Raw genomic sequence first — 13,966 nt, forward strand, 5'->3', positions numbered from 1 at the left:
GTCAAATTCGGAAAATGGATTTTCCTGAGCACGATCTGTGGCTTTCTGTTCAATCAGGCGGATAAGCTTATCCTTGGGAAATACCTTAGCTTCGCGATTTTCGGGGTCTATAACATCGGATTTTTCCTGGCCTCTTTCCCGATGCTTCTTGGCAATATGCTGACCTGGCGGCTGCTTATTCCGATTTACCGGGAATTGCCCCCCGGCGAGAGCCCCGAGAACTTTGCCAAGCTCAGACGAATGCGCTTTACCGTTACCCTCGCGCTTTTGGCGATGGCAGCGATACTCGCGTTTTTGGGCGGCTGGCTTGTCAGTGTGATGTATGATGATCGTTATACGATGGCCGGTGCGGTCGTTGTGATGATGGCGGTGATGCAAATCCCCCAGATCATCGTGATGACCTATGATCAGGCCTCGCTTGCGGCCGGGGATTCGCGCCGCTTTTTCATCCTGACGCTGGCCAAGGCAATCCTGATGATTGCCGCGCTTGTTATTGGGCTTGAATGGGGCGGCCTTCTGGGCGCGCTGATAAGCTATGGCGTGGCGATGCTTTTTGCCTATCCGGTGGTGGTCTGGCTGGCGCGGCGCATGCGCGCGTGGGACCCTTTACATGATGCGTTGATGGCGCTGGTCGGTCTTGGGATCGGGGCGCTGGCGATCCGGGTCAACCTTGACACGGTGAGCGGTCTGGCCCGCGCCTCGGGATGGTAGAAGTAAAATACTATGGTATTGTCAAGGAGTTGCCCCAAATTCTTCGCATTGTCTGGAGATATCAGAGCACCTGTGTTTTCGCTTAGTGGATCGTATGACAGATAGCCCAATCCCCCCGTCGACCGACGACAATGACATTGCGATTGTTGGCATGGCTGCGCATCTTCCGGGGGCGCAGACGGTGGCACAGTACTGGGATAACCTGCGCCACGGAATAAGCTCGATCCGCCAAATGTCGGAAGAAGAGCTTTTGGCGAGCGGCGAAAGCCAGCACATGATCCGCCAGAAAAACTATGTTCCGTTCGCCGCGCCGCTCGACGGGTTCGAAATGTTCGATGGCGAGTTTTTCGGCTTTGGCCCCAAGGAAAGCGCCATCCTCGACCCCCAGCATCGCCATTTTCTTGAAACCGCCTGGGAGGCGTTTGAAGATGCCGGGCATCCGCCGGAAAATTTTGACGGCAATATCGGGGTTTTGCGGGCTGCGGCATGGGCAGCTATTTCTATTTCAACCTCTGCTCGAACCCCGATCTGGTAAGTGATGTCGGCATGTTCCTGTTGCGCCACACCGGTAATGACAAGGATTTCCTGACCACCCGCCTTAGCCATATCCTTGACCTCAAGGGGCCGAGCCTGTCGATCCAGACCGCCTGTTCGACCTCTCTGGTCGCGGTACATTACGCGGCGCAATCGCTACTCAATGGCGAATGCGACATGGCGCTTGCGGGCGGTGTCACCATCGAACTGCCGCAAAAGCGCGGCTATCTTTACAAGGAGGGCGAGATATTGTCGCCCGACGGGCAATGCCATGCCTTTGACCACCGTGCGCAGGGCACGGTCTTTGGATCGGGGGCCGGGGTTGTCGTGCTGCGCCGTCTGGCCGATGCCATCGCCGATGGCGATCACATCTGGGGCGTGATCAAGGGCACGGCAGTCAACAACGACGGCGCTGCCAAGGCCGGTTACCTGGCCCCCTCGGTGGATGGGCAAGCCGTTGCCGTGGCCGAGGCACAGGCGATTGCCGGTATCGGCGCTGAAACCGTGGACTACGTCGAGTGCCATGGCACCGGCACCTATCTTGGCGACCCGATCGAGGTTGCCGCCCTCACGCAGGCGTTCCGCGAGACGACCCAAGCGGTGGATTTCTGCCGCATCGGCAGTGTGAAAACCAATATCGGGCATCTTGATACCTCCGCCGGGGTGGCGAGCCTGATTAAGGCAACGCTGGCGCTTTATCACAAGGAAATGCCGCCCTCGCTGGGATATGAGGCGCCCAATCCCGCGATTGGCTTTGACGGCAGCCCCTTTAGCGTCAATGATCGCCTCACGCCCTGGCCGCGCCGCGATCATCCGCGCCGCGCCGGGGTCAATTCGCTTGGCGTCGGGGGCACCAATGCCCATGCGGTTTTGCAAGAACCGCCCGAGCGCGCGAAGTCAGAGCCCGGCGACTGGCCGTTTCAGCTATTCACCCTTTCGGCGCGCAGCAAATCCGCGCTTGACGAGGGTGCGGCACGACTCGCGCAACATCTGCGTGCCCATCCCGAGCAACCGCTGGCCGATGTGGCCTGGACCCTAAAAGAGGGGCGCCGCGCCTTTGATCGCCGCCGCGTCGTGGTCGCCGACAGCCACGAGGCCGCCGCCGCGCTCTTGGAAAAGGGCGATCCGCGCCGGGTGTTCACGCACGAGGTGTTGGGCGATGATCCGCAGGTCGTTTTCATGTTCCCCGGCGGCGGCGCGCAATATGCCGGCATGGCGCGCGATCTTTACGAGACAGAGCCGGTCTTTGCCGAATGGATGGATCGCGGGCTTGAGGTGCTGCAACCCAAGCTTGATTACAACATCCGCGCGATCTGGCTGCCTGAACCGGCGGCGCTGACGGAGGCGCAGGACCGGCTCAAGCGGCCGTCGGTGCAATTGCCTCTGATCATGATCACCGAATATGCGCTGGCCCAACTCTGGCAAAGCTGGGGGGTGATCCCGACGGCGCTGATCGGTCATTCGATGGGCGAAAACACCGCCGCCTGTCTCGCCGGGGTGATGAGTTTCGAGGATTGCATCGGTCTTGTGCATCTGCGCGGGCAACTCTTTGACGAGGTCGCGCCGGGCGGGATGCTTAGCGTGCCTTTGGCTGCGGATGCGCTGCGCCCCTGGCTTGGCGATGCGCTTGACCTCGCGGCGGTGAATGCGCCCGAATTGTCGGTTGCCTCTGGCCCGCAGGCCGCACTTGACGATCTGGCCGCGCGCCTTGCCGCCGAGGGGATCGAGGCACAGCGCATCCCGATCGACATCGCGGCCCATAGCCGGATGCTGGAGCCGATCCTTGACCGGTTCCGCACCTATCTGACGTCAATCCCGCTTCATGCGCCACACGTCCCGCTGATCTCGAACCGGACTGGCGATTACATGACGCCGGAACAGGCCATTGATCCGGATTACTGGGTCGGGCACCTTCGCCATACGGTACGGTATGCTGATGGGCTTGGCCGCCTCGCGGATGGGGCCACGCGGGTGTTTCTTGAGGTGGGTCCGGGCAAGGCATTGTCATCGCTGGCGCAAGCCCATGATGCGATCGCCGCCAATCAGGTGATCAGCAGCCTGCGCCATCCCGATGACCACGTTCCCGATGACGAATACTTCATGGCAATGCTCGGCCGGATGTGGGCCGTGGGCGTCAGCATTGACTGGCATCAAATATGGGGCGAGGCACCGCGCCTGCGCGTGTCGCTTCCGACTTATGCCTTTCAACACAAACCCTATTTCATCGCCCCCGGCGCGGCGCGCAGCGATGCGGCCACCGACTGGCCGATGCGGCGTGACGATCTTGCAGATTGGGGACACCGCCCGCATTGGCGGCCCCGGTTGGCCGATGTCGATCTGAGCGACAACGGCGATCTTGCCGTCCTGCCGAGGCAATCATGGCTTATCTTCGAGGATGACGCGGGGCTTGCCAGAGCCGTCGGGGAGCGTCTTGAAAGCGCGGAACATACGGTAACGTATGTTATTCTTGGCGATTCCTTTGCCGCGCTTGCGCCGGGGCGCTTTGCGCTCTCGCCGGAACGCGGGCGCGAGGGGTATGACCAACTGATCCGCGCGCTAATCTCCGAGGGACGCGCGCCAACCCGGATCGCACATTTCTGGCTTGTCACCTCCGATGAACGCCACCGCCCCGGATCAAGCTTTTTCCACCGGCTTCAGGAACAGGGGTTCTATAGCCTGCTGTTCCTCGCACAGGCCATGGCCGATGAGGGCCTTCCGACGCCCTGCCATATGACCGCCGTCACCTCGGGCGCGGCGCAGGTCAAGGGCGAGGCGCTTGATCACCCCGCCAAGGCCACGGCGATGGGCCCGCTTCGGGTCATCCCGCGTGAGATGCCCGGCATCACCTGTGCAAGCCTTGACATTATCCTGCCCGACACCCGGCGCGGAGCAAACGACGCGATTGTCATGCAGGTGCTTGAGGATCTGCTGCAAGAACCCGGCAACAGGGCGGCGGCGCTGCGCGGTGCGCGGCGCTATGAACAGGGCTATCGCGCCCATGCCATCCCCGAAGGCGACACGCCGATCTCGGATGGCGATACCGTTCTGATCACCGGCGGATTTGGCGGCATCGGCCTGACACTGGCCGAAGACCTGATCCGCAGGAACGGCGCAAATATCGTGCTGATGACGCGCCAGGCGCTGCCTGCGCGCGAGGACTGGCCGCGCTATCTCGCGACCCATGGCGCGGGCGACTCAATGGCCCGCCGGATCGCCGCCATCGAGCGGCTCGAAGGGCTTGGCGGGCGCGTGATGGTGGTCACCGCCGACGTCTGCAACATAGAGGATATGACCGCTGCGCGCGCGCGGATCGAGGCCGGGTTTGGCCCGGTCAATGGCGTGATTCACGCCGCCGGTGTGATTGCCGATGCGCCGCTTCTGACCAAGGGGTCGGAAAGTATCGAGGATGTCTTCACCCCGAAAATCCACGGCACGCAGGTCCTTGAACAGGTGTTCCCCGATGGGCAGCTCGACTGGCTTGTGCTGTTTTCCTCAACCTCGACGGTGACTGCCCCGGCGGGACAGGTCGATTATGTGGCGGCAAATGAATACCTCAATGCCTATGCCAAGTCGCGCGAGGGCGGCAAGACGCGGGTGCTCTCGCTAAACTGGGGCATCTGGGCCAAGGTCGGCATGGCCGCCGAGGCCGTTGCGCGCCGACAGGGCGATATGATCCCCGCACCACGTGTACCGCTTGAGGCCCCCCTGATTGATGCCACAAGCCATGACACCGACGGCAACCGCCTGTTTCATGCCAGCTATTGCGCGGCGGAAACCTGGGTGTTTGATGAGCATCGCACCAAGGCCGGACAGGCGCTTATGCCCGGCACCGGATACCTTGAACTTGTCGCCGAGGCCTTGCGCGCACAGGGCGAAGAGGGGGCCTTTGAAATCCGCGACCTTTGGTTTCTGCGCCCCTTTGACATGCCGGACCGGGGCATGCGCGAGATGCGGCTGCGGTTGCACCGAAGCGATGCGGGCTATGATGCAGAGGTACAGAGCGCGTCGATCCTCGCCGGGCGTCAGGGCTGGCAGAGCAATGCGCAATGCGGCCTGACCCTTTTGCCGCTCGCCACCGTCGCACCGCTTGATCTTACGGCCATACGGAAACGTATGGAAAGCTGGCAAGAGGCGGGCGACACCGCCCTTTCGGCGCCGCAAGAGGCGCATCTTGATTTCGGCCCGCGCTGGCGGCTGTTGCGGGCCATGGGGTTGGGCCATGCCGAGGGCCTTGCGCATCTGCACCTGCCCAAGGCGGCAATGGGCGATCTTGCGCAGGGTTATCTGCTGCATCCGGCGCTGATGGATATCGCCACCGGCTGGGCGATGGGCCTGATCGAGGGCTATGCCCCAACGCATCTCTGGGTGCCAATGTCCTATGGCTCGGTGCGGGTGCATGCGCCGCTGGCGGGCGAGGTCTTTAGCTGGGTGCGTAACGCGGGCGAAAACCGTGCCGGGACCGCCACTGCCAGTTTCGACATCACGATTTGCGATCGCAATGGCAGGGTTCTGGTCGATATCCACAACTTTGCGATCCGTCGGCAAGAGGGCGGGCTTACCCTTGCCGCGCCCACCGCGCAGGATCTTGAATTCGACCCCGGACAGAGTGGCGAAAGCCAGAGCCTTTCACCCGCCGAAGAGCGTTTGCAGCACAACCTTGAACAGGGCATTTTGCCCGCCGAGGGACCAGAGGCGTTTCGCCGGGCGCTTGCCAGCGGGCTGTCGCAGGTGGTCGTCTCGTCACTTGACCTTGATGAGCTTTGTGCGCAGGCCGAACACACCGCGCATGGCCCCGACGAGAGCGGGCAAAGGTTTGACCGCCCCGACCTTGACAGCGATTTTGTCGCCCCCCAGGGCGAGATCGAAACCCGACTGGCAGAGTTCTGGGGCAGCCTCCTTGGCCTTGAAACCGTGGGCGTCGAGGATAGCTTCTTCGATCTTGGCGGGCATTCCCTGATTGCCGTCCGGCTATTCGGCATGATCCGCAAGGCATGGCAGGTCGATTTCCCGATCTCCGTACTTTTCGAGGCTCCGACGATCCGCGCCTGTGCCGCCCTGATCGAGGCGCGTATCGGACCGCAGGAGACACGCAAGGCCACGGACAACCGCCCGATCACGATCACGCCAGAGCGCCGGTTCACCCATCTGGTGGCGATGCACCGCGGCGAAGGCGGGCCAAAGCGGCCATTTTTCCTTGTGGCGGGGATGTTCGGAAATGTCCTCAACCTGCGCCATCTGGCGCATCTTCTGGGCGACGACCGCCCATTCTACGGGCTTCAGGCGCGCGGGCTTTATGGTGGCGAAGCGCCGCATGACGACCTTGTCGAGGCCGCCCGCGACTACATCAGGGAAATGCGCCAGATTCAGCCGCACGGCCCCTATCTTTTGGGCGGATTTTCGGGCGGCGGCATCACCGCCTATGAGATGGCGCAACAATTGCGCGCAGCGGGCGAAGAGGTCGCCATCGTGGTGATGCTCGACACCCCCCTGCCGCAACGCCGGGCGCTGTCACGCAGGGATCGCGCGCTCATTCAGTGGCAGGAGATTCGCGCGCGCGGCCCGCTTTATCCGCTGCAATGGGCGCGCAACCGGATCAAATGGGAGATCGCCAAGCGCCGCCCGCAAGAGACCGCCACCAATAGCGCGCATCAGTTTCACGACAGCGAGATCGAGGCCGCGTTCTATCGCGCGATTGCACGCTATGACCTGCGCCCATGGGATGGGCCGCTACACCTGTTCCGCCCGCCGCTTGTCGGCAAATGGCCGGTATCAAATGGGCTCTGGGTGAATTCGGAACGCGCCTATGTCCTGCCCGACAACGACTGGACCCGCTATGCGTCACGGGTGCAGGTGGCCGAAGTGCCGGGCGATCACGATTCCATGGTGCTTGAACCCAATGTCAGGGTTCTGGCCGCGCGAATCCGCCGCGCGATCGAGAACGCAGAGGCGGATATCCCCGCGCCGCCTGCTGTCCGGAGGGCCGCGGAATGATCGATGGCCCGCGCGTTCTCTGCATTATCCTGAATTGGCGCACGCCTGAGATGAGCCTGCAATCCTGCGGGGCCGCGCGGATCGCGATGCAGGATATCGCAGGCGAGATCGTCATCGTCGACAATGACTCTGGCGACGGGTCGTTTGACGCACTGCAAGACGGCACCAAGGGGCTTGACCGGGTGCGCGTGGTACAATCGGGCCGCAATGGCGGCTTTGGCGCGGGCAATAACGCGGGCATGCGTGCCGGGTTGTCGGACGGGGCGCCGCCCGATTACGTCTATATCCTGAATTCCGACGCCTTCCCGGCGCCCGACGCCATTGCCCATCTTCTGGCGCATCTTGAAACCACCCCCGAGGCCGGGCTTGTCGGCAGCTATATTCACGGCTCTGACGGGGCCGCGCATGTGGCCTGTTTTCGCTTTCCCTCGATTGCTGGTGAATTTGAAGGGGCGGCGCGCATGGGGCCGGTCAGCCGGCTGTTGAAACGCCATGTCGTGCCTCTCGCGGTGCAGCAAAGCAATTGCAGGGTCGATTGGCTGGCCGGGGCAAGTCTTATGATCCGGCAAAGCGTACTGGACAAGATCGGCGGGTTTGACGAACGGTTTTTCCTTTATTTCGAGGAAACTGACCTCTGCCTGCGCGCCGCGCGGGCCGGATGGCAGACCCATTTCGTGCGCCAAAGCGAGGTCAAGCATATCGGGTCGGTCAGTACAGGCATGAAAACATGGGCACGGGTGCCCGATTACTGGTTCGCCTCACGCCGCCATTATTTCGTGAAAAATCACGGGCGCGCCTATGCCGTCGCCGCAACGCTGGCGCATCTGGGCGGCGGCATGCTCGGTCAGGTCTGGCGGGCGATCCGGCGCAGGCCGACCACCGGTCCGCAGCATTTTTTACGCAGCTTGATGCAAAGCGACACCCGCGCCGCGCTTGGCGCGATACTCGGGCGCAAGGGGCCGGGCCCCGCCAAGGGCACAAGCCCGCTGGCCAAGGAAGAAGGATAAAACGATGTCAAGCGCCCTGCTGATCGGGAATGAATCGCTGGCCTTGCAATGTGGCGAAGCCTGGCTTGGCCGGGGGCATGCGATCGCGGCAGTGGTCACGCGAAACGCCGATGTCGCGGAATGGGCCAAGGCCAGGGGGCTTGCGCTGATCGCCCCCGGCGCGGGCCTTGCCGAGGCGCTGAACGGCCTCTCGTTCGACTGGCTGTTGTCGATCGCCAACCTGTCGGTCCTGCCCGACCCGGTGCTGGCCAAGGCGGCCAAGGGCGCCGTGAACTTCCACGATGGGCCATTGCCGCGCTATGCCGGGTTGAACGCCCCGGTCTGGGCCTTGCTAAACGGTGAGGCGCGGCATGGCATCACCTGGCATCTGATTGAAGGCGGGGTGGATGAGGGCCGCGTTATTGAACAGCGCCTGTTTGATGTCGCCGCCGATGACACCGCCTTTACCCTCAATGCCAAATGCTATGGCGCGGCACTCGAGAGTTTTCCCGCCGTGATGGATCAACTTGAACAGGGCCTGCCCGGCGCCAAAGCGCAGGATCTTGACGCGCGCACCTGTTTCGCGCGCGCCGACCGCCCGGAGGCCGGCGCATGGCTGGATTTCACCAAACCCGCAGGCGATCTTGCACGGCTGGTGCGGGCCCTTGATCATGGGGGCTATCTGAACCCGCTTTGTATGCCACGCATCACACTTGGCGATCAGGTGATCCTTGTCGGTCACGCCGAGGTCATGACGGGCCCATCTGCCCCCCCCGGCACGGTGCTTGACGTTGACACCAGCCATCTGAGCGTCGCAACCGGCGATGGCGCGCTGCGCCTTGGTGATCTTTGCGCTGCGGACGCAACAGCGGTTGATCCGCGCAGGCTGACCGGGGTGGGAACGGTTCTGGCCCTGCCCGACACGACAGGCGCGCTGACCCGGATCTTGGCCGATCTCGCACCGAATGACGGCTATTGGCGTTCTGCCCTGCGGGCCATGCGCCCCGTCACCCTTCCGCTTGCAGCGGGGGAAGGCGCGGGCGAAGAACGCCGCGCGCTTGAAGTGTCCGGTGACCTTGCCCTTGCGGCGACCGCGCTTTGGGCCAAACGCCTTGCCGGTGAGGGAGGCGGCACGCTGGCCTATTGCGGCGCGGCGGTCATGGCGGCGGATCAGCCCGGCCATACCTGTACCTGGGTGCCCCTCGCCCTGCCCGAGGCCGACAGCATGACGGCCTTGCAGGCAGCAATGCAGGCGGCCCTTGCCAAGGCCGAGGCCAAAGGCGCCTTTGCGCTTGATGTCTTCGCCCGCGACCCCGCACTCGATGCGACGCACCGGCCCGATGTCGGGCTGCGGGTAAAGGGCAGCGGCCTTATCCCCGGCACAGCCCTGACGCTTGAACTGGGTCAGGCCCCAAGCCTTGTTTACGATCCCACGCGCCTGTCGCCCGCGATGGCCGACCTTCTGGCCAAACGGCTAGAGGATCTGGGCCGCGCCGCGCCAGACACGGCAACGGGCGATCTGCCCGCCCTGCCCGAGGCCGAGCGTATCCTGGTTACCGAAAGCTGGAACCGCACGGCGCGCGCCTATGACCCGCTTCCCCTGCACAAGATGATCGAGGCCGAGGCCGCGCGGCGGCCCGACGCCACCGCATTGGTGTTCGAGGACCAGACGCTTTCGCACGCAGCCCTTGAGACCCGCGCCAATCGCGCCGCGCATGTGCTGCGCGAGATGGGGGTCGGTCCCGGTGTTCTGGTTGGGCTTTGCCTGCCGCGGTCGGCCGATATGATCGTCGCGGCGCTTGCGATCTGGAAGGCAGGCGGCGCCTATGTGCCGATGGATCCGGCCTATCCCGCCGAGCGGCTGGCGCTTTACCTTGAAGACAGCGGCGCGCCGGTGGTGGTTAGCAACGCCGCATTGGCCGCGACCCTTCCCAAGACCGGCGCAGAGGTGCTCTGTCTTGATAGCGACCCCCGGCTCGACGCCGCCCCCGCCACCGCACCCGAGGGTGGCGCCGGACCGGATGATCTGGCCTATGTGATCTATACCTCCGGCTCGACCGGGCGGCCCAAGGGGGTGATGGTCGAGCATCGCAATGTGGCGAATTTCTTTGCCGGGATGGATGACCGCATCCCGCATGATCCTCCGGGGGTCTGGCTTGCGGTGACAAGCCTGAATTTCGACATTTCGGTGCTTGAGCTGTTTTATGCCCTCGCCCGCGGTTTCAAACTTGTGCTGAGCGGAGACGAGAGCCGTGCCCTTGTCTCGTCGGGGCATCTTGCAACCTCGGAGCGCGGCATGGAGTTCAGCCTTTATTACTGGGGCAATGACGACGGCATCGGGCGCGACAAATACAAATCCCTGCTGGAAGGCGCACAGTTCGCCGATACCCACGGCTTTTGCGCGATCTGGACACCCGAGCGGCATTTTCATGCCTTTGGCGGGCCATACCCCAACCCTTCGGTGACCGGGGCGGCGGTTGCAGCGGTGACGCAAAACATCGGCGTGCGCGCCGGAAGCTGTGTTGCCCCCCTGCACCACCCTGCCCGCATCGCCGAGGAATGGGCGGTAATCGACAACCTCACCAACGGGCGCGCAGGCATGGCAATTGCCAGCGGCTGGCAGCCGGACGATTTTGTGCTGCGCCCGGAAAATCCCCCCCCCAACAACAAGCCCGCCATGTTCGACGCGATCCGCGATCTGCGCCGATTGTGGAAGGGCGAGGCGGTCGAATATCCGCGCGCCGACGGCAGCATGCATAGCGTCGTGACCCAACCGCGCCCGGTGTCGAAAGACCTCCCGGTCTGGGTGACAACGGCGGGCAATCCGGCGACCTGGAAAGAGGCCGGGGCATGTGGCGCCAATGTTCTGACCCACCTTCTTGGACAGTCGGTGAGCGAAGTCCGCGAAAAAATCGGCCTCTACCACGCGGCGCTGCGCGAGGCGGGGCATGATCCGGCCGATTTCACCGTGACGCTGATGCTGCACACCTATGTGGCACAGACCCGCGACGAGGCCGAGCGCGTGGCGCGCGAGCCGATGAAGGATTACCTGCGCTCTGCCGCCGGGCTTATCAAGCAATACGCCTGGGCCTTTCCGGCGTTCAAGAAACCTGAAGGCGTGAGTAATCCGTTCGAGCTTGATCTTGGATCGCTCTCCGAGGAAGAGCTGGAAGGCATCCTTGATTTCGCCTTTCTGCGGTATTTTGAGGATTCCGGCCTGTTCGGCACGGTCGAGGATTGCGTCGCGCGGGTTGAAGAACTCAAGCGGATCGGCGTGGACGAGGTTGCCTGCCTGATTGATTACGGCATTCCGGTGCGGCAGGTCCTGGACGGGTTGCGCCCGCTGGCGCAAGTACTGGAACGGTGCAATCGCGTCGGCAGCCTCCCCGAGGATGACTTTTCCATCGCGGCACAGATCTTGCGCCACGGGGTCACCCATCTGCAATGCACGCCGTCGATGGCGCGGATGATCGCGATGAACGACGAGGCGCGCGCGGCGCTTGGCAAGATCAAGCACCTGATGCTGGGCGGCGAGCCTTTGCCCGGTGCGCTTGTGGCGGAACTGGCTCAGCTGAGCGGCGCAAGCATCGAGAATATGTACGGCCCGACCGAGACCACGATCTGGTCCACCACAGCGCCCGCGCGCGCAGGCACCGGCGTGGCCCCGATCGGCACCCCGATCGCCAATACCCGGACCTATGTCCTTGACGAGACGATGGCGCCGGTGCCGGTCGGCGCACCCGGCGAGCTTTGGATTGGCGGTGACGGGGTGACACGCGGCTATCACTGTCGCGATGACCTCACCGCAGACCGGTTCCGCCCCGATCCGTTCCGCCCCGGCGGGCGGATTTATGGCACGGGTGACCTTGTGCGATGGCGCGCCGATGGTCAGCTCGAATTCATCGGGCGGGCCGATGGCCAGGCCAAGCTGCGCGGCTATCGGATCGAGCTTGGCGAGATCGAAAGCGCACTCGAGGCCTGTGCCGCCGTCGATCAGGCGGTCGTCCTGGCGCGCGAAGACAGCCCCGGTGACACCCGCCTTGTGGCCTATCTGCGTGGGCCTGCCAAGATCGAGGAACTCAGGACAAAGCTGGCGGCCACCCTGCCCGCACATATGATTCCGGCGCATTTCGTGCATCTCGAGGTGTTCCCGCTGACGCCCAATCGCAAGGTCGACCGCAAGGCGCTTCCTCCCCCCACACAGGCACGGCCCGCGCCGGAGAGCGTGACCGCCTCCGGCACAGTCGGCAGCACTCTTGAGCGCGACATCGCCGCGATCTGGTCGCGGATACTGGGCGTTGCCCGGATCGGACCACAGGACAGTTTCTTTGATCTTGGCGGGCATTCTCTTTTGGCGGTTCAGGCACATCGCGAAATCCGTCAGGACCTGGCGGCGAGCACGCTTAGCATCACCGACATTTTCCGCTTTCCCAGGCTTGCGGCCCTCGCCGTGCGGGTGGCCGAGGCCCGCGGCGACGCCCCCGCCGCCGCCGCAATAGCCCCGGAAACGGCACCGCCAGGGGCGCTTGGCCAGCGCGCCAATTCGCGGGCCGATGCGATGGCCAAGCGGCGCGCGATGCGTGCCGCGCGGCAGGGCTAGGGGCATGTTGATCCCGGCGTTGCGCGCCGTGCTGCCGCCGGAGGTTGCCCTTGCCGAGGCCGACCCCTTGGCCGCCGAGACCGGCCTCTGGCCGCAGGAACGCGACGCAATGGCGCGCGCGGTCCCGTCCCGGTACCGTGAATTTGCCGCCGGTCGACGCGCCGCGCGCGATGCCATGTCCGCGCTTGATCTTCCCGTCGCTGCGCTTTTGCCCGGCCCGGACCGCGCCCCCGTCTGGCCCGATGGGGTTGTGGGAAGCATAAGCCACGGCGGCGGTGCCTGTCTTGCGCTTGTGGCGCGCCAGGGCAGGGTCATCGGGCTTGGGATTGATATTGAACCCGCCGAGGCCCTGCCGAGCGATATGATCGAAACGGTCTGCACCGCAGGCGAGCGTCACAGCTTGGCGGCTCATACGCTTCTTGGCCGGGTAATTTTCTGCGCCAAGGAGGCCGCCTATAAAGCGCAATACGGCCTTAGCCGCCAGATGCTCGGGTTCCACGATCTCGACACCACGGTTGATCTTGACGAAGGCCGTTGCGAGGTGCGTTTCACACGGGATTGCCCGCCCTATCAGGCGGGTGCGCGGATGCCCGGCCGGATTGTCATCGCACAGGGGCTTATCTGCGCGGTGGTCGTGCTGTCGGCCGCGTGACACATACGAAAAACACAGTGTTTCCAATCGCACGCAAATAAACTGTGGCGGCAATGCGGCGAAATTATTAAATTAAGGCGGAGATTAGGCGGAAATTTGTCAGGGTCGTTTGGGGGCATTCGATCGGCAAGGTGTTCAAAGCGGGTGTTGCCCGCAGCACTTGGCCGATGTTTACGCACCTCGGGCGGCTTTTCGTTTCAAACGACGCTGAAAGGTGGATGATGGGTTCGATCCAGTCCTTGCCCGGTTTATTGCGAATGCTGCGCCGCAGGCTGTGGCTTATTGTGCTTGTCACGGTGGTGGGTTGTGTAGGAGCGGTGATTTTCGCCCTCAACAAGCCGCGCGTGTTCGAGGCGACCGCCGTTATTCAGATCGAGACCCCGCAGGTGGGGCGGGATGTGACCGGGCGCATGGTTCCGACAGATGCGATGCAGCGCCTGCAACTGATCGAACAGCGGCTGATGGCGCGCGACAAGCACAATAAGCCACAGC

Annotated in this window: 5 protein-coding genes and 1 pseudogene; all 6 read left to right on the forward strand. The window is 63.7% G+C overall.

The annotated features are described in order from the left end of the window. The coding region (locus QZ522_RS12735) for an oligosaccharide flippase family protein (protein ID WP_294612042.1) at window positions 1–711 on the forward strand (711 nt) is incomplete at its 5' end. Window positions 712–805: 94 nt separating this feature from the next. After that, a pseudogene (locus tag QZ522_RS12740) lies at window positions 806–7,236 on the forward strand (beta-ketoacyl synthase N-terminal-like domain-containing protein). Next, the gene (locus tag QZ522_RS12745; protein WP_294612045.1) at window positions 7,233–8,243 is read left to right on the forward strand and encodes a glycosyltransferase family 2 protein; all 1,011 of its coding nucleotides are present in this window, start codon (window positions 7,233–7,235) and stop codon (window positions 8,241–8,243) included. Before QZ522_RS12740 ends, QZ522_RS12745 begins: the two are co-directional and overlap by 4 nt. Window positions 8,244–8,247: 4 nt before the next feature. Further along, window positions 8,248–12,822, forward strand: coding sequence for a MupA/Atu3671 family FMN-dependent luciferase-like monooxygenase (locus QZ522_RS12750; RefSeq protein WP_294612048.1), 4,575 nt, complete (start codon window positions 8,248–8,250; stop codon window positions 12,820–12,822). A 4-nt stretch (window positions 12,823–12,826) separates the two neighbouring features. Continuing rightward, complete coding sequence (locus QZ522_RS12755) at window positions 12,827–13,474, forward strand: 4'-phosphopantetheinyl transferase superfamily protein (RefSeq protein ID WP_294612051.1); 648 nt, start codon at window positions 12,827–12,829, stop codon at window positions 13,472–13,474. Window positions 13,475–13,731: 257 nt separating this feature from the next. After that, the coding region (locus QZ522_RS12760; protein ID WP_294612054.1) for a Wzz/FepE/Etk N-terminal domain-containing protein at window positions 13,732–13,966 on the forward strand (235 nt) is incomplete at its 3' end.

Source organism: uncultured Roseovarius sp. (assembly GCF_913054395.1).
Taxonomy (GTDB): Bacteria; Pseudomonadota; Alphaproteobacteria; order Rhodobacterales; family Rhodobacteraceae; genus Roseovarius.

What these genes read in the sequence shown, in the direction of transcription:
- QZ522_RS12750 (WP_294612048.1), top strand. Translation starts at nt 8,248, where the DNA reads ATGTCAAGCGCCCTGCTGATCGGGAATGAATCGCTGGCCTTGCAATGT.
- QZ522_RS12755 (WP_294612051.1), top strand. Translation starts at nt 12,827, where the DNA reads ATGTTGATCCCGGCGTTGCGCGCCGTGCTGCCGCCGGAGGTTGCCCTT.
- QZ522_RS12745 (WP_294612045.1), top strand. Translation starts at nt 7,233, where the DNA reads ATGATCGATGGCCCGCGCGTTCTCTGCATTATCCTGAATTGGCGCACG.